The sequence below is a fragment of the Cupriavidus basilensis genome, from assembly GCF_000832305.1.
Taxonomy (GTDB): domain Bacteria; phylum Pseudomonadota; class Gammaproteobacteria; order Burkholderiales; family Burkholderiaceae; genus Cupriavidus; species Cupriavidus basilensis_F.
This window is the reverse complement of the sequence record NZ_CP010536.1, coordinates 2,698,078-2,714,862: the sequence shown is the minus strand read 5'-3', so window position 1 is coordinate 2,714,862 and position 16,785 is coordinate 2,698,078. Positions and strand designations below refer to the sequence as shown.

At 60.6% G+C, this 16,785-nt stretch carries 16 protein-coding genes, 3 tRNA genes and 2 rRNA genes; 13 read left to right on the top strand and 8 right to left on the bottom strand.

Going from position 1 to position 16,785, the window contains the following annotated elements:
- Positions 1 to 9 precede the first annotated feature (9 nt).
- From RR42_RS12645 to RR42_RS12625, 5 genes are all read left to right on the top strand, one after another.
- A tRNA-Ile gene (locus RR42_RS12645) sits at positions 10 to 86 on the top strand.
- Positions 87 to 134: 48 nt separating this feature from the next.
- Positions 135 to 210: transfer RNA gene (locus RR42_RS12640), tRNA-Ala, on the top strand.
- A 304-nt stretch (positions 211 to 514) separates the two neighbouring features.
- A 23S ribosomal RNA gene (locus RR42_RS12635) occupies positions 515 to 3,393 on the top strand.
- A 130-nt stretch (positions 3,394 to 3,523) separates the two neighbouring features.
- Positions 3,524 to 3,636: ribosomal RNA gene (gene rrf, locus RR42_RS12630) — 5S ribosomal RNA — on the top strand.
- Between the two features lie 224 nt (positions 3,637 to 3,860).
- A complete protein-coding gene (locus tag RR42_RS12625; RefSeq protein WP_043347252.1) occupies positions 3,861 to 4,385 on the top strand; it encodes a hypothetical protein in 525 nt (174 codons plus the stop codon).
- 319 nt (positions 4,386 to 4,704) lie between these two features.
- Here the strand turns inward: RR42_RS12625 and RR42_RS12620 are convergent.
- From RR42_RS12620 to lexA, 3 genes are all read right to left on the bottom strand, one after another.
- Positions 4,705 to 4,780, bottom strand: a tRNA-His gene (locus RR42_RS12620).
- Between the two features lie 103 nt (positions 4,781 to 4,883).
- Positions 4,884 to 5,054: a hypothetical protein gene (locus RR42_RS40720; RefSeq protein WP_170301734.1), complete on the bottom strand. Its 171-nt coding sequence runs from the start codon at positions 5,052 to 5,054 to the stop codon at positions 4,884 to 4,886.
- A gap of 108 nt (positions 5,055 to 5,162) precedes the next feature.
- Positions 5,163 to 5,819 (bottom strand): transcriptional repressor LexA, encoded by a 657-nt coding sequence (gene lexA / locus RR42_RS12615; protein WP_043347250.1) that lies wholly within the window; start codon positions 5,817 to 5,819, stop codon positions 5,163 to 5,165.
- Positions 5,820 to 6,046: 227 nt separating this feature from the next.
- Here lexA and RR42_RS12610 point away from each other — a divergent pair, with 227 nt between their 5' ends.
- The 8 genes from RR42_RS12610 (at position 6,047) to RR42_RS12575 (ending at position 12,171) form a co-directional block, all read left to right on the top strand.
- Positions 6,047 to 7,045, top strand: coding sequence for an asparaginase (locus tag RR42_RS12610; RefSeq protein ID WP_043347249.1), 999 nt, complete (start codon positions 6,047 to 6,049; stop codon positions 7,043 to 7,045).
- A 101-nt stretch (positions 7,046 to 7,146) separates the two neighbouring features.
- Positions 7,147 to 7,521 carry a 30S ribosomal protein S6 gene (gene rpsF / locus RR42_RS12605; protein ID WP_043347248.1) on the top strand — a complete coding sequence of 125 codons (375 nt, stop codon included), beginning with the start codon at positions 7,147 to 7,149 and terminating at the stop codon, positions 7,519 to 7,521.
- A 74-nt stretch (positions 7,522 to 7,595) separates the two neighbouring features.
- Entirely contained in the window at positions 7,596 to 7,895 is a 300-nt protein-coding gene (gene priB / locus RR42_RS12600; RefSeq protein WP_043352030.1) for a primosomal replication protein N, read from the top strand.
- Positions 7,896 to 7,898: 3 nt separating this feature from the next.
- Positions 7,899 to 8,177, top strand: coding sequence for a 30S ribosomal protein S18 (gene rpsR / locus RR42_RS12595; RefSeq protein WP_006163606.1), 279 nt, complete (start codon positions 7,899 to 7,901; stop codon positions 8,175 to 8,177).
- 31 nt (positions 8,178 to 8,208) lie between these two features.
- Positions 8,209 to 8,661, top strand: coding sequence for a 50S ribosomal protein L9 (gene rplI / locus RR42_RS12590; RefSeq protein WP_043347244.1), 453 nt, complete (start codon positions 8,209 to 8,211; stop codon positions 8,659 to 8,661).
- Positions 8,662 to 8,917: 256 nt separating this feature from the next.
- Positions 8,918 to 10,309, top strand: coding sequence for a replicative DNA helicase (locus tag RR42_RS12585; protein WP_043347242.1), 1,392 nt, complete (start codon positions 8,918 to 8,920; stop codon positions 10,307 to 10,309).
- A gap of 211 nt (positions 10,310 to 10,520) precedes the next feature.
- Entirely contained in the window at positions 10,521 to 11,147 is a 627-nt protein-coding gene (locus RR42_RS12580; protein WP_043347240.1) for a DUF47 domain-containing protein, read from the top strand.
- Between the two features lie 13 nt (positions 11,148 to 11,160).
- Positions 11,161 to 12,171, top strand: coding sequence for an inorganic phosphate transporter (locus tag RR42_RS12575; protein ID WP_043347237.1), 1,011 nt, complete (start codon positions 11,161 to 11,163; stop codon positions 12,169 to 12,171).
- A 97-nt stretch (positions 12,172 to 12,268) separates the two neighbouring features.
- Here the strand turns inward: RR42_RS12575 and RR42_RS12570 are convergent, their stop codons facing one another.
- The 5 genes from RR42_RS12570 to RR42_RS12550 form a co-directional block, all read right to left on the bottom strand.
- The gene (locus RR42_RS12570; protein ID WP_043347234.1) at positions 12,269 to 12,946 is read right to left on the bottom strand and encodes a C40 family peptidase; all 678 of its coding nucleotides are present in this window, start codon (positions 12,944 to 12,946) and stop codon (positions 12,269 to 12,271) included.
- Between the two features lie 75 nt (positions 12,947 to 13,021).
- On the bottom strand, positions 13,022 to 13,444 hold the full coding sequence (locus RR42_RS12565) for a hypothetical protein (protein ID WP_043347231.1): 423 nt from the start codon (positions 13,442 to 13,444) through the stop codon (positions 13,022 to 13,024).
- 209 nt (positions 13,445 to 13,653) lie between these two features.
- Positions 13,654 to 15,375, bottom strand: a complete 1,722-nt coding sequence (locus RR42_RS12560) for a PhoH family protein (RefSeq protein ID WP_043347227.1) — start codon at positions 15,373 to 15,375, stop codon at positions 13,654 to 13,656.
- A gap of 369 nt (positions 15,376 to 15,744) precedes the next feature.
- Positions 15,745 to 16,209 carry a peroxiredoxin gene (locus RR42_RS12555; protein ID WP_043347224.1) on the bottom strand — a complete coding sequence of 155 codons (465 nt, stop codon included), beginning with the start codon at positions 16,207 to 16,209 and terminating at the stop codon, positions 15,745 to 15,747.
- Between the two features lie 145 nt (positions 16,210 to 16,354).
- On the bottom strand, positions 16,355 to 16,735 hold the full coding sequence (locus RR42_RS12550) for an Mth938-like domain-containing protein (RefSeq protein ID WP_043347222.1): 381 nt from the start codon (positions 16,733 to 16,735) through the stop codon (positions 16,355 to 16,357).
- Positions 16,736 to 16,785 lie beyond the last annotated feature (50 nt).

Below are 16,785 nucleotides of genomic sequence, written 5' to 3'. Positions count from 1 at the left end.
TACAGCCAAGGGTCTGTAGCTCAGGTGGTTAGAGCACCGTCTTGATAAGGCGGGGGTCGTAGGTTCAAGTCCTACCAGACCCACCAAGTTATAGACGGTGGTTCGATGTTGAGCTTCCGGCGTCAGTAGTATTTGGGGGATTAGCTCAGCTGGGAGAGCACCTGCTTTGCAAGCAGGGGGTCGTCGGTTCGATCCCGTCATCCTCCACCAATTACCTGGTACCTTGGATTGGTCGTCAAAGGCAAGCGCTTAGGATTGAGCGTTTGCCTTTGGCCTTGGCCAAGACGTTGCGAGACGAAGTTTCGCACGGCTGTTCTTTAACAATATGGGATGTAGTAAAGGTGTCGTGAGCGTTGATGAGACGCTGCAGTAAAAAACACGATACCGGGTTGTGATTGTATCAACCGAAATGTATTTAAGTGATCGAAAGATGACTTGGAATACGGCACAAATGCGAGAACTCATCCTGTAGCGAGCACGGCTTGAACGCAAGTTTGAGACACACTCGTTATAGGGTCAAGCGAACAAGTGCATGTGGTGGATGCCTTGGCGATCACAGGCGATGAAGGACGCGGTAGCCTGCGAAAAGCTTCGGGGAGCTGGCAAACAAGCTTTGATCCGGAGATGTCCGAATGGGGAAACCCGGCCCTTATGGGTCATCCCTGACTGAATACATAGGTCAGGGAAGCGAACGCGGCGAACTGAAACATCTAAGTAGCTGCAGGAACAGAAATCAACCGAGATTCCCAGAGTAGTGGCGAACGAAATGGGAAGAGCCTTGTACTCTTTAGCAGCATTGTTAGCAGAACGGAATGGAAAGCCCGGCCATAGCAGGTGATAGCCCTGTATGCGAAAACAGCGTTGTGGAACTAGGTGTACGACAAGTAGGGCGGGACACGTGAAATCCTGTCTGAAGATGGGGGGACCATCCTCCAAGGCTAAATACTCGTGATCGACCGATAGTGAACCAGTACCGTGAGGGAAAGGCGAAAAGAACCCCGGGAGGGGAGTGAAATAGATCCTGAAACCGCATGCATACAAACAGTCGGAGCCTGGAAACGGGTGACGGCGTACCTTTTGTATAATGGGTCAGCGACTTACATCCAGTGGCAAGCTTAACCGATTAGGGAAGGCGTAGCGAAAGCGAGTCCGAATAGGGCGTTCAGTCGCTGGGTGTAGACCCGAAACCAGACGATCTATCCATGGCCAGGTTGAAGGTGCGGTAACACGTACTGGAGGACCGAACCCACTAACGTTGAAAAGTTAGGGGATGAGCTGTGGATAGGGGTGAAAGGCTAAACAAGTCTGGAAATAGCTGGTTCTCTCCGAAAACTATTTAGGTAGTGCCTCGTGTCTCACCTTCGGGGGTAGAGCACTGTCATGGTTGGGGGGTCTATTGCTGATTACCCCGCCATAGCAAACTCCGAATACCGAAGAGTGCAATCACGGGAGACAGACATCGGGTGCTAACGTCCGGTGTCAAGAGGGAAACAACCCAGACCGCCAGCTAAGGTCCCTAAGATTGGCTAAGTGGGAAACGAAGTGGGAAGGCTAAAACAGTCAGGAGGTTGGCTTAGAAGCAGCCATCCTTTAAAGAAAGCGTAATAGCTCACTGATCGAGTCGTCCTGCGCGGAAGATGTAACGGGGCTAAGCCAGTCACCGAAGCTGCGGATGCACGTAAGTGCATGGTAGGAGAGCGTTCTGTAAGCCTGTGAAGGTGTCTTGTAAAGGATGCTGGAGGTATCAGAAGTGCGAATGCTGACATGAGTAGCGATAAAGGGGGTGAAAAGCCCCCTCGCCGTAAGCCCAAGGTTTCCTACGCAACGTTCATCGGCGTAGGGTGAGTCGGCCCCTAAGGCGAGGCAGAGATGCGTAGCTGATGGGAAGCAGGTTAATATTCCTGCACCGTCGTATGATGCGATGGGGGGACGGATCGCGGAAGGTTGTCCGGGTGTTGGAAGTCCCGGTCCCTGCATTGGAGAAGGCGCTTAGGCAAATCCGGGCGCGGAATTCAAGGATGTGGGGCGAGCGGCCTAGTGCTGCGAAGCAATTGGAAGTGGTTCCAAGAAAAGCCTCTAAGCTTCAGTCATACGAGACCGTACCGCAAACCGACACAGGTGGGCGAGATGAGTATTCTAAGGCGCTTGAGAGAACTCGGGAGAAGGAACTCGGCAAATTGGTACCGTAACTTCGGGATAAGGTACGCCCTTGTAGCTTGACTGGCCTGCGCCAGGAGGGTGAAGGGGTTGCAATAAAATGGTGGCTGCGACTGTTTAATAAAAACACAGCACTCTGCAAACACGAAAGTGGACGTATAGGGTGTGACGCCTGCCCGGTGCCGGAAGATTAAATGATGGGGTGCAAGCTCTTGATTGAAGTCCCGGTAAACGGCGGCCGTAACTATAACGGTCCTAAGGTAGCGAAATTCCTTGTCGGGTAAGTTCCGACCTGCACGAATGGCGTAACGATGGCCACACTGTCTCCTCCCGAGACTCAGCGAAGTTGAAGTGTTTGTGATGATGCAATCTCCCCGCGGCTAGACGGAAAGACCCCATGAACCTTTACTGTAGCTTTGCATTGGACTTTGAACCGATCTGTGTAGGATAGGTGGGAGGCTTTGAAGCGTGGACGCTAGTCTGCGTGGAGCCGTCCTTGAAATACCACCCTGGTTTGTTTGAGGTTCTAACCTTGGTCCGTGAATCCGGATCGGGGACAGTGCATGGTAGGCAGTTTGACTGGGGCGGTCTCCTCCCAAAGTGTAACGGAGGAGTTCGAAGGTACGCTTGGTACGGTCGGACATCGTACCTAAAGTGCAATGGCAAAAGCGTGCTTAACTGCGAGACCGACAAGTCGAGCAGGTGCGAAAGCAGGACATAGTGATCCGGTGGTTCTGAATGGAAGGGCCATCGCTCAACGGATAAAAGGTACTCTGGGGATAACAGGCTGATACCGCCCAAGAGTTCATATCGACGGCGGTGTTTGGCACCTCGATGTCGGCTCATCTCATCCTGGGGCTGTAGCCGGTCCCAAGGGTATGGCTGTTCGCCATTTAAAGAGGTACGTGAGCTGGGTTTAAAACGTCGTGAGACAGTTTGGTCCCTATCTGCCGTGGGCGTTGGAATCTTGACGGGGGCTGCTCCTAGTACGAGAGGACCGGAGTGGACGTACCGCTGGTGTACCTGTTGTCTCGCCAGAGGCATCGCAGGGTAGCTATGTACGGAAGAGATAACCGCTGAAAGCATCTAAGCGGGAAACTCGCCTGAAGATGAGGATTCCCTGGAGCCTTGAGCTCCTTGAAGGGTCGTTCGAGACCAGGACGTTGATAGGCTGGGTGTGGAAGCGCAGTAATGCGTTAAGCTAACCAGTACTAATTGCCCGTAAGGCTTGATCCTATAACCAGTGTGTTTCTACCTGGTGTGAGTGTCGCGTGCCGCTGCGCAGCAGCTTGGCCGATACGCACAACCTACTTACTACATCCCTATTCGCTGCGTTGAGCAACCCTCAGCGCGGCCACCGTTTATGCCTGGTGACCATAGCGAGTTGGAACCACCCCTTCCCATCCCGAACAGGACCGTGAAACGACTCCACGCCGATGATAGTGCGGATACCCGTGTGAAAGTAGGTAATCGCCAGGCTCTCCCTTGAAACCCCCCAGTACGAAAGTACTGGGGGGTTTTGCTTTTGTGCGATCGAAATGCTGGATGTCTTTGGCTTCCCTCTTGCCGATTAGTTGGTTGTTCACTTTCGCCCATGCGACGATTCATCGTGATGGCGTCCACCGTCGAGTTCAGCGCGATGGCCCGGGAAGGCGGTTGGTTCCAGATCGGCTAAGCTGCCGGCATCTGCACCCGCTAACTCGTTGCTGGCGCGGGACTTCAAGGGCAGCGTGAGCGGCGACACGCTGCGCATCGCCTTCTACACCAACGCCAATTCGTTGATCGAGGCGGAGTTGCGTGTGGGCGAGCAGACCATCCTCTGCACTTTCGTCAACACCAAGGGCCGCAAGGCCGAGGTGCGGCTCACACGACTATCGGCTGATGAGATCAATGCGCTGCGCGCAGACGCGGCGCAGGCGGGTGGCCCGAGGAAGGGTTGTGTGGGTCGCTATCCTGTACAGAGTCGCCTGGTTGCCGGTCCAGGTTCGCGCATCGTGCTCGGCTATGTTGGCGCGGTCAACTGCCCCGCGTGCCCCGGCTATGAGGCTGAGTACTTCGGTCGCATGGGGAAGATGAAAGTCTCGCTGCCGGCGTTCGACCAGATCGACTACATCACTATCAAGCTAGGCGGCTTCCGCGGACTGGTCCGGCCGCAAGACCTGCGACCTTACCTGTCCTGTCCTGTCCTGGGCTGGCGCTGGCTGAACGCGGCATGGCGTAGAGCATGAATCCACGGCCCGGGCGTATCTGGCGGCATGCTTACTAGACGCGTGCGCGCGCAACGACGTTTTTACCGCCGGCCCGGCAAACTTGATCCGGTGATGCTGGCTATCATGCTCGAATGACAGGGAATTGGCGGTCCACACCATCTTCTCGATGTGGCGCGTCTCGATGCCTTGCGCGGTGATGGCGCTGGCTGTTAGGGGGGTAGGGATGAGGGTGCCGAGTATTCCCACCGTGGAAATATGATGGGAATAGAACATCGTTTTGCGAGGCACAAACAAAAACAGCGACTTGCCTAAGTCGCTGTTTTGTAAAGCAAATTCTTGGGGTGGCTGATGGGACTCGAACCCACGACGACAGGAATCACAATCCTGGACTCTACCAACTGAGCTACAGCCACCGTCGATGTCGTTTTGCTTGGTGCCGAACGACGAAGAAGAAGATCATACAATGCCAAGAGACGGATGGCTAGTACTCGGCACAAATTTTTTTGGTGCCTTCCATTAACCAGCCAGCTTGGACGATTCCTCCAACTCGAGCATTCGGCAGATAGCGGCCATGCTGCCAACCATGGTGCGTCGTTGTGCGCCCTGGTAGATGCGCACGCCTTTGGATTGGCGGAAGGGCACGGGCTTGACGGGGCGGCGGGCGGAGAGGCGGTTGGCTGGCAGCATGGCTACACCTGGTGACTTGCAACAACAGTTAGCGGTACCCGCTATGCGGGTGCGTTGGCACAATCGGGTGTCGGCTTGTTCGGGGTTCGCCCGCCTCAGCCGCACTCGTCAGAACGCGCTGGGTCGGATGAGGCCGACAGCGATGCCTTCTAGTGAGAACTCTTCGCGGCCGGCTTGCACGATGATGCTGGGGAAGTCGGGGTTCTCGGCTATCAGCTCGATGATGTCGCCGCGGCGGTTGAGGCGTTTGACGGTGACGTCGTCGCCCAGGCGCGCTACAACGATCTTGCCGTTGGCGGCTTCGCTGGCGCGCTTGACGGCGAGCAGGTCGCCATCGAGGATGCCGGCGTCGCGCATGCTGAGACCACGCACCCGGAGGAGGTAATCGGGCTGCACGTCGAACACCGAGGCGTCGACCTGGTATTGACGGTCGATGTGTTCGGCGGCGAGTATCGGGCTGCCGGCTGCGACGCGCCCGACCAGTGGCAGGGTTAGCTGCATGACGCCGGCCATAGGCAGGGAGAACTGGTCGGGCAGCTCCGAGTCGCTGCGGGAGACCTTGAGGCGGATGCCGCGGGAGGCGCCGGGGGTGAGCTCGATCACGCCTTTGCGGGCCAGGGCACGTAGGTGTTCCTCGGCTGCATTGGGTGAGGAGAAGCCGAACTTGGCGGCGATCTCGGCGCGCGTGGGCGGGAAGCCCGTGTGCTGGAGGCTGCTGCGGATCAAGTCGAAAATCTGCTGCTGTCGCGGTGTCAGGGTCGCCATGGTCGCCGGTGTTTGTGAGCACTGTATGTTTAAACAGTATGCTGTGATTTTATACAGTATCGAGTGAAGTGCAAGCGGAATTTTTGGGAGTTTGCGCATTGACAGGTGCGTCCCACGGGTCTTGGCGCGTGCCGTGACGGGCGTGCGGAGGGTTACAATCCGCGGCACCCGAAGCGTCTTGCGCTGCTTGCTGTTCAACTTTTCTGGCTCCCGGCCACTTTCCCGCCATGTCTCTCCTGCCTCGTGTCGTCGTGCTCGCTACTGGCGGCACCATTGCCGGTTCTTCTTCCAATCCAGCTAGCAGTGCGAAATACCAGGCGGCGACGGTGCCGGTGACGGCGCTGCTTGACGCGGTGCCGGCGCTGGGCGCGGTGGCGCGGATCGAAGCCGAGCAGCTCGCACAGGTAGATAGCAAGGACATGTCGTTCGCGCTCTGGTCAAGGCTGGTGGAGCGCGTGGCGTTCTGGTCCGCGCAGCCCGATGTGTCGGGCATTGTCATTACGCACGGCACCGATACCCTGGAAGAAACGGCCATGCTGCTGCACCTGGCTTGCGTGGGTACGGTGCCAGTTGTGCTGACGGCTGCGATGCGGCCGTCGACCTCGTTGTCGGCGGATGGCCCGTTGAACCTGCTGGATGCGGTGCGCGTGGCGGCGGATGCTGGCGCGACGGCGAAGGGCGTGCTGCTGGTGATCAATCAGGAGATCCACGCAGGGCGCGATGTGATGAAGGCGCACACATCGGCGGTGAATGCGTTTGTGTCTCCGGTATCCGGGCCGATTGGTTTTGTTCAGGACAACCTCGTGCGCTTTGTGCGCACCCCCAGCCGCTTGCCGGCCAAGGCCTGGCCGGTTCCTGGCGCATGGCCGCAGGTCGAGATCGTGGCTAGCTATGCGGAGCCGGGCCGGATCGTGGTGGATGCCTTGGCGCAGGCGGGCGTGTCGGGCTTGGTCGTGGCGGCGGCTGGCAACGGGTCGGTCCACCAGTCGCTGGTGGAGGCGCTGACTGATGCTGCTGGCGCGGGCGTGGCAGTGGTGCGCAGTTCGCGCACAGGAGCGGGGCATGTGGCGATTCCTGCGCCTCCCCGGCCTGCGGCGGGCGTTTTTGTTTCGGCCGGCGACCTCAATCCTTATAAGGCGCGCGTGCTCCTGGCGCTGGCTCTGGCTGCTGAGCCAGGGCTGGCAAAGGACCCGGCGGCGCTGCAGGCACTATTCACCGAAAACTGAGGCGTCTTGCTCCCGATAGCAAAAGCACGCTATACTTTAAGGCTATTCAACCTTGCTGCACCGGACATGGCGCTCGGGCAGCTTATCCAAAAGGAGCGTCAATGCGTCATTACGAAATCGTATTTATCGTCCATCCGGACCAGAGCGAACAAGTCCCGGCCATGATCGAGCGTTACAAGGCGCTGGTCACGTCCCAGGAAGGCCAGATCCACCGCGTGGAAGACTGGGGTCGCCGTCAGATGGCCTACATGATCCAGAAGCTGGCCAAGGCTCACTACGTTTGCCTGAACATCGAATGCGGCAAGGAAACCCTGGCTGAACTCGAACACGCGTTCAAGTTCAACGATGCAGTGCTGCGCCACCTCATCGTTCAGACCAAGAAGGCTGAAACCGCACCGTCCCCGATGATGAAGGAAGTGCAGCGCGAAGAAGCTCGCAAGGCCGCGCAACAGACCAGCGAAGTCCAGGCCGCCTAAGTGCGGACTGTTGTGGTTGCCGCCGGCGTTGATCGCCGCAGCGGCAAGTGCGGGCATCGGTGCGGGAGAGTGCGTTGAACCAGTTAAGGCTCTGCGCAACGCTCGCGGAACGCGATGCCTTGCGTTACACCCCGGCCGGGGTCCCCGTGGTCAACTGCATCTTGCAGTACGCGGGCGAGACGGTCGAGGCGCAAACGCCCAGGCAGGTGGAGTTCGCCATCGCCGCCATGGGAATCGGTCAGATCGGCCAGCGGCTTGAGCGTACCCCGCTCGGCGCGATGCTCGACTGCGAAGGATTCCTGGCCCGCAGGCACCGCAACAGCAAGGCTCTCGTCTTTCACATCACTGGATGTAAAGCATTCGAAAAGGATTGAATCATGGCATTCGTCAAACGTGACAACAAGAACAAGAAGCGCTTCCAACAGCAAAACCCGCTGTTCAAGCGCAAGCGCTTCTGCCGCTTCACCGTGGCTGGCGTGGAACAGATCGACTACAAGGATCTGGACACCCTGAAGGATTTCATCGGCGACAACGGCAAGATCACGCCGGCCCGCCTGACCGGCACCAAGGCGCACTATCAGCGTCAGCTCGACACGGCCATCAAGCGCGCGCGTTTCCTCGCGCTGATGCCCTACACCGACCTGCACAAGAACTGATCGGCCCTAGGTCCGTTAAGGAGAAAACACGATGCAAATTATTCTGCTTGAAAAAGTCATCAACCTGGGCAACCTGGGTGACATCGTTCGCGTGAAGGACGGCTACGCCCGTAACTTCCTGATCCCGAACAAGAAGGCCCGCCGCGCTACCCAGACCGCTATCAGCGAGTTCGAAGTCAAGCGCGCCGAACTGGAAAAGGCAGCCGCTGAAAAGCTGGCAGCTTCGCAAGCCGAAGGCGAAAAGCTGAACGGCCTGACCGTGCAAATCACCCAGAAGTCGGGTGTGGACGGCCGCCTGTTCGGTTCGGTGACCAACGCCGACATCGCTGAAGCCCTGGCTGGCCAAGGCTTCAAGGTCGAGAAGGCGCAAGTGCGCCTGCCGAATGGTCCGCTGAAGGTTGTTGGCGACCACCCGGTCAGCGTCTCGCTGCACACCGACGTGCTGGTCGACGTGACGGTTTCCGTCCTGGGCGAACACGTCTAAGCTTCGGTGTTGCTGCCGGTTCCTGCTTGTCCTTCGGGCAGGTGGGAGCCGGATGCCAGCGCCACTTGCTTGACCAAACAAAAAGGCAGGAGCATCGCGCTCCTGCCTTTTTGTTTGGCCGCACCCCTTGCTTGCCCGATTGCCCGATCGCTACAAGGCGGGGCCGGTTGTCCCGCCGTCACACGGCAGGATGCCCCAACGGCTGGCTGCGAATTCTCCGCCGGCGCGCTGGCGCCGACCGTTATAATCCCCCCCTATGAACGCGCCTGTCGCAGACCCCCAACTAGACAATCTCAAGGTACCGCCGCATTCCATCGAGGCCGAGCAATCGGTGCTGGGTGGCCTGCTGCTGGACAATGCCGCCTGGGACCGTATCGCCGACTTCCTGAACGAAGCCGATTTCTATCGCTTCGATCACCGGATGATCTTCCAGAGCATCTCCCGGTTGATCGCCGCGACCAAGCCCGCCGACGTCATCACCGTCTACGAGTCGCTGCAAGGCGCTGGCAAGGCGGAAGAGGTGGGCGGCCTGGCCTATTTGAATTCCCTGGCGCAGAACACGCCCAGCGCGGCCAATATCCGCCGCTATGCGGAGATCGTGCGCGAGCGCTCGGTGCTGCGCAAGCTGGTGACCGTGGCCGACGATATCGCTACCGCGGCCTTCGCCCCCAAAGGGCGCGAGGTGCGGGAGTTGCTCGACGAGGCGGAATCCAAGGTGTTCGCCATCGCCGAGGAGGGCTCGCGCGGGCAGAAGGGGTTCCAGGAAATCCAGCCGCTGCTGACCCAGGTGGTCGAGCGCATCGACGAGCTGTACCACCGGGACTCGAGCACCGACGTCACTGGCGTGCCTACCGGTTTTATCGACCTGGACCGCATGACCAGTGGCATGCAAGCGGGCGACCTGATCATCGTGGCGGGGCGCCCCTCCATGGGTAAGACCGCTTTCTCGCTGAATATCGGCGAGCACGTGGCGGTGGAGCAGGGCCTGCCGGTGGCCGTGTTCTCGATGGAAATGGCGGGTACGCAGCTGGCCATGCGTATGCTGGGCTCGGTCGGCCGGCTTGATCAGCACCGCTTGCGTACCGGCCGCCTGCTTGACGAAGACTGGCCGCGGCTCACGCATGCCATCCAGCGCATGAACGATGCGCAATTGTTCATCGACGAAACACCGGCACTGAGCTCGATGGAGCTGCGCGCCCGTTCGCGGCGGCTGGCACGACAATGCGGCCAGCTCGGACTGATCGTCATCGATTACCTGCAGCTGATGTCGGGCTCGGGCGGCGGGGAAAACCGCGCCACCGAAATCTCGGAAATCTCGCGCTCGCTCAAGGGCCTGGCCAAGGAACTCAACTGCCCGGTGATCGCACTGTCGCAGCTGAATCGAAGCCTGGAACAGCGCCCGAACAAGCGCCCGGTGATGTCCGACCTGCGTGAATCCGGCGCTATCGAGCAGGATGCCGACGTGATCCTGTTTATTTACCGCGACGAGGTCTACAACCCCGATTCGCAGGACAAGGGTACGTCCGAGATTATCATCGGCAAGCAGCGTAATGGCCCAATTGGCACCGTGCGGCTGACGTTCCTGGGGCAGTTCACCAAGTTCGACAACTTCAGCGGCGGCCCCGCCTTCTTCGACAACGACAACTGAAGCCAGTCGTGGCGCGGCTTGCCGGGCATCGTGGCTCGGTGGCCACAGTCGATCGTGCCTGCCGCGTGTCAAAGTCCCCCGGCATCGCGGCACAAACCTGTAAAATATTGCGTTTTGATGACAGCCGCCCTCGGGCGGCTGTCGTTTAATGCGTATCCGCCTGATTCAGTAACTACCCGCGGCGCCCCCGCGCTTCGACAAGGAACATTCCATGTTCGGCCGATTCATGCCCACTGAGGGCAAGTTCTTCGAATACTTCAACCAGCATGCTGATTGCGCGGTGACAGCCGCCCGCGAGCTGGAAGTGCTGGTCAACGACCTGCCCAATGCCGAGGCCCACGCCCGCCGCGTGCAGGCCACGGAAAAGAAAGCCGATCGCATCACGCATGACACGATCGACCTGCTGCACAAGACCTTCATCACGCCGCTGGACCGCGATGAGATCCACAAGCTCATCACCACGATGGACGACATCCTCGACCTGATGGAAGACGTGGCGGAGACCATTTCGCTGTACGACGTGACCAGCCTGACCGATGAGGCACGCAAGCTGGCCTCCATCTGCGTGCAGTGTTGCGACCAGGTCAAGATCGCGGTAGGCCTGCTCGAGGACATGAGCAATGCCGGCGCCATCCTGAAGACGGCGCAGCAGATCGACCAGCTCGAGTCCGAGGCTGATCGCGTGATGCGCGCCGCCATGTCCAAGCTGTTCCGCGACGAAACGGACGTCAAGCGCCTGATCAAGCTGAAGGCGATCTACGAGCAGCTCGAAACCATTACCGACAAGTGCGAGGACGTCGCCAACATTCTCGAAGGCATCGTCCTGGAAAACGCCTGAGGCACAAATCGGCATGCAAACAATACAAATGAGCCTGTGGGTCATTGGCCTGCTGGTGGCTCTCGCCCTGCTGTTCGATTTCATGAACGGCTTTCACGATGCCGCCAACTCGATTGCCACGGTGGTGTCGACGGGCGTGCTCAAGCCGCACCACGCGGTGGCCATGGCGGCCATGTGCAATGTGGTGGCGATTTTCATCTTCCACCTGAAGGTGGCGGCAACCGTCGGGACTGGCACGATCGATGTCAATATCGTCGATCACTACGTGATCTTCGGTGCCCTGATGGGTGCCATTGCCTGGAACCTGATCACCTGGTACTACGGCATACCCTCGTCGTCCTCGCACGCGCTGATCGGTGGCTTGGTTGGGGCCGCGGTGGCCAAGAGCGGCACCAGCGCACTGGTGGGCGGCGGTCTTCTCAAGACCGTGGCTTTTATCGTCATTTCGCCGCTGCTGGGCTTCCTGCTCGGTTCGCTGATGATGGTGATCGTGGCCTGGACATTCTTCCGTACGCCGCCGTCGCGGGTCGATCGCTGGTTCCGCAGGCTGCAGCTGGTCTCGGCATCGCTGTACAGCCTGGGCCATGGCGGCAATGACGCGCAGAAGACCATCGGCATCATCTGGATGCTGCTGATCGCTAGCGGCCACGTGGCGCAGGGCGGTGCGGAGCCGCCGATCTGGGTCATCGTTTCCTGCTACGTGGCGATCGGCATGGGCACCATGTTTGGTGGCTGGCGCATCGTGCGCACCATGGGCCAGAAGATCACCAAGCTCAAGCCGGTAGGCGGCTTCTGCGCGGAGACGGGCGGCGCCATCACGCTGTTCATCGCCTCGGCGCTGGGCGTGCCGGTGTCGACCACCCATACCATCACCGGCGCCATCGTCGGCGTGGGCTCGGTGCAGAAGATGTCGGCGGTGCGCTGGGGCGTGGCTGGCAACATCGTCTGGGCCTGGGTGCTGACAATTCCCGCATCTGCCTTCATGGCCGCCATCGCATGGTGGATTGGCCGGCATATCCTCTAAGCCTTCGGGTCATCGGATTCTCGCTCGACACAAGCAAACAAAAAGCCAGGCGCAATGCCTGGCTTTTTGTTTGTCGGGAAGGCCGGAGCCGAGATGGCTAACGATTGGCGAACGCGGCAATCGGATCGTCATCCACGGGGGCCGGGGGCGCAACGGAAGGCGGCGGCGATGCTGGTGCGGCCGGGGGCGCGGCCGATGCCGGTGCCTGGTTGATGCCCGATGCAACCCGCCGCGCGCCGTTGTACCGGGAGGCCCAGTACGACTTGGTCATGTCTTCGAGCCGAACCGTGCCGCCGGTGGATGGCGCGTGGACAAAGCGGTTCTGCCCGACATAGATGCCGACATGCGAATTGGCCCGGCCGGTGGTATTGAAGAAAACCAGGTCGCCCGAGGCCACTTGGCCGCGCTCCAGCGAGACGCCGCGCTCGCCCATGGCGTCGGTGGTGCGTGGCAGGTTGACGTTGGCGGCGCGCAGCACCACATAGCGGACCAGGCCGCTGCAGTCGAAGCCCGAGTCAGGCGTATTTCCGCCATAGCGATAGGGCGTGCCAACCAGCGACATCGCCTGGATGGAGACTTCTTCCAGCCCGGCGCTGGGATCCACCATGGGGGTGCCTGCCGGACGCGGCTGGGCGCTATAGCGCCCAGGCGGCGTCGAAGCGCAGGCGGCGAGCAGCAATGCCGCCGCGCAAAGCAGGGGCAGGCGGGCAGTGTGGAACACGTCGGCCTGGCTGGGCACACGTCTTCCGGCAGGGGCTATCTGGCGCAGAGGCATCCTTCTTGGTCCGATCCCGGGCCAGGAGCCGTGGCGTGAGGGGTACCGCCCGGTGAGGGTGCCTCCCCTGGCGCCTTACCAGCGCAATTGCGCGTTGTAGGTGCCCGTACTCACGTTGACCGACCTGGCCTGTCCCTTATAAGTCGCTTCGATATTGTAGCTGCCTTGCGGGGCCTTGATCAGGCACTTGGGTCCGGAAGCGGTAAAGCTGGCCACTTCGTGGCCTTCGCGCGTCATCTTGACGGCCACGTCCGCGAGGAATTCGCCGCGCTCACCCTGGGTAAACAGCAGGCCCATGTTGAAGTTCTTTTGCTGCGCGGCCAGTTGCTGTTGCTCGTCCGCGGCAATGCCGCCGCAGACATAGCTGACGGGGCCCATGGTGCGGATTACCATTTCGTCAGCGGCGAGCGCGGGACCCGCAAGCAACGAGGCCGCGGCAATCGCGGCGCTGCTGGCCAGCGCGAGCCGCAGCGGTGTGTGGTGCAGGTGGTTGTCCATCAATGTCTCCATCGATCCAACAAGCCGGGAGGGGCAAAAAAAGCGCCCGCCAGGCGCCGGCACGCGAAATGCCGAAATGGCGGGCGCTCCGGATGCTTTGATGCTAGGCCACGCCGGCAGGCAAATCTGCCGGTCGCGGTCCTACAAGGCATCCGATGGTGCCAGAAGTTGCGAAAGCTTAGTCTTCAGCGATGATGCACCCCCGCCCCTTAGAGGACATCCGCGGCATGGTCGGCCAGGCGCGAGCGTTCGCCGCGCGCCAGCGTCACATGGCCACTGTGGCTCCAGCCCTTGAACCGGTCGACCACGTAGGTAAGACCGGACGATCCTTCGGTCAGGTAAGGCGTGTCGATCTGCGCGATGTTGCCCAGGCAGATGATCTTGGTGCCGGGGCCGGCACGCGTTACCAGCGTCTTCATCTGCTTGGGCGTCAGGTTCTGGGCCTCGTCGATGATGACGAACTTGTTGACGAAGGTGCGTCCGCGCATGAAGTTCATGCTCTTGACCTTGATGCGCGAGCGGATCAGTTCCTGAGTCGCCGCGCGGCCCCACTCGCCGGCGCTGTCGTCGCTCTTTTGCAGCACTTCAAGGTTGTCGTCGAAGGCGCCCATCCAGGGCTGCATCTTTTCTTCCTCGGTGCCCGGCAGGAAGCCGATGTCCTCGCCGACCGGCACGGTGGCGCGGGTGACGATGATCTCGTTGTAGAGCTTCTGGTCGAGCACCTGCTCCAGGCCCGCCGCCAGCGCCAGCAGGGTCTTGCCGGTACCGGCCTGGCCCAGCAGGGTGACGAAGTCGATCTCCGGATGCATCAGAAGGTTGAGCGCGAAGTTCTGCTCGCGGTTGCGGGCGGTCACGCTCCACACATTGTTCTTGTGGTGCGTGTAGTCCTTGAGCGTTTGCAGCAGCGCAGTCTTGCCGTTGATTTCCTTGACCTGGGCGTACAGCGGCAGGCTACCGTCGCTGGGTTCCAGGAAGACAAACTGGTTGACCAGGAAAGAGGGCACCAGCGGCCCCGTCAGGCGATAGAACATCGCGCCGGACTTCGGATCCTGCCAGCTTTCCACCCCCTTGCCATGCTTCGCCCAGAAGTCGTTGGGCAGCAGCATCACGCCCGAGTACAGCAGGTCCTTGTCCTCGAGGACCTGGTCATTGAAGTAATCCTCGGCGGGCAGGCCGAGCGCGCGCGCCTTGATGCGCATGTTGATGTCTTTCGACACCAGCACGACCTGGCGCTCCGGGAACTGCTGTTGCAGGGCGCTGACCACGCCCAGGATCTGGTTGTCCGCCTTGCCCTGCGGCAGGCCGTCGGGCAGCTTGATCTCATTGAGCTTGGTTTGCAGGAACAGCTTGCCCTGCGCGTCGCGGTTGCCCAGCTTGGCGAGCGGCAAGCCGTCGTCGAGCACGCCGTCGGTGCCGCCCACCAGCGCGTCGAGCGTGCGGCTGACGGTGCGGGCGTTGCGCGCGACTTCGCTCATGCCCTTCTTGTGGTTGTCCAGTTCCTCGAGCGTCATCATCGGCAGATAGACGTCGTGCTCTTCGAAACGGAACAGCGAGGACGGGTCGTGCATCAGCACATTGGTGTCCAACACGAACAGCTTGCTGGGGCCGGTGTGTTTCTGCATGCGACGGTTGGTCGTGCCGGGGGCCTTGGCGGGAGCCTTGGGCACGGCGGCCAGCGATGGCACGGACTTCAGCGCGGACGGCGGCGCATCCTTGGTGCGCGCTCGCGTCGAACCGCTGGCGCTGGCCACCACGGCCGGCGCATTTTCCGCTTTGCTAGTTCCGGTTTCCAGCAAGGCCACACGCTCCAGCGCCGGCACAGGTTTCTTTCCCTGCGACGCTGATTTGGCCTTAGTCAGCTTGGTCACCGGGGCGAATTCGCTCGGGTCAAGCAATTGGGCAGGCTTGGCGGGCATGGTCGGCAGCGGCATGCTAGGCTTTCCTTTCAGGGGGAGAAGACGGCTGGAAAACGGCGCAGGACACTGGCGCGGCCGCATGGCGCCGCGTACTCGGGGATCGTGTCCTGCGTGCAAAACACACAAACAAAAAAGCCGCCAACCTGGGTGGCAGGTTTGGCGGCTTTCTTTCGGACCGGAGACACGGCAGGTCCGCTACCGGCCTGTGGCAGGGTGCGCCTGGGCCGGGACGATGAAGCAGCGTGGCATCCGGATCTTGAACTCATTAAAGGTCAATGTATCCGAAGGTTTTCTCTTTTGCAATCGCTTGCCGAGAGGACTTTTGAAGGTGTTGCTGCGCCGCATTAAAGCGCCGGGCCGAGCCATCGTGGATCAAGCCCCGGATCAGAGCCCGCGCACGATTTCCAGTACCTCGTCGACGTGGTTGGGCACCTTGATGCCGCGCAGCGCATGGCGCAGGATGCCCTTGCCGTCGATGATGAAGGTGCTGCGCTCGATGCCGCGCACTTCCTTGCCATACATTTTCTTCATCTTGATGACATCGAACAGATGGCACACAGCTTCATCGCCATCGGAGATCAACTCGAAGGGCAGTTCCAGCTTGGCCTTGAAGTTCTCGTGTGACTTCAGGCTGTCGCGCGAGATGCCGAAGACCACCGTGCCTGCCTTGACGAAGGCGTCATGCTGGTCGCGGAAGTTCATGGCTTCGGTGGTGCAGCCCGGGGTGTTGTCCTTGGGATAGAAATACAGGACGACGGTCTTGCCACGCTGGGCGGCAAGGCTGAACGTGCCGCCGGTGGCGGGCGCGCCGAAATCGGGTACGGGCTGGCTGAGACTGGCTGTTGTCATTCTTATGGCTCCTGGGAGGGACAGGAAGGGGGTGGCTGCGTGAGTGCGGCCACCATGGTGGCGGCAGATGGGGGCAGGGCGGCTAACTTCAAGCGTGGCGTGTGCCTAACTTGCGAGAACCGGCCTTCCGGGCCGCCGGGCGGGCTCAGGCAGGCTCCTCCAGCAGCAGGATGGCCGCCACTTTGCGGCCTTCAGCCATCAGGATGTTGTATGTGCGGCAGGCGGCTTGCAGATCCATGGCGTCCACCCCGACATGCAGGCGCGCCAGTGAGGCGGTCAGCCGGGGATGCGGGAAGCGCAGGCGGCTGCCGGTGCCCAGCAGCACCACCTCGGGCGAGTGCGCCAGCAGGCCCTCGAAATGCGCGGGTTCCAGGTCTTCGAAGCGTTGCACCGGCCAGGGCTGGATCTCGCCTTCGGGCATGACCAGCACGGATTGGGTGTGGCGCACCATATTGATTTCGATATAGCCCGGGCCGTACGACGTTACCGTATTGAGGGCATTGGGCTGGTCAGCGTGGAGTTTCAAGGGCGAACCTTATCTGGCGCTGCCCTGCGCGGCGCGCGCGGCGACTCGGC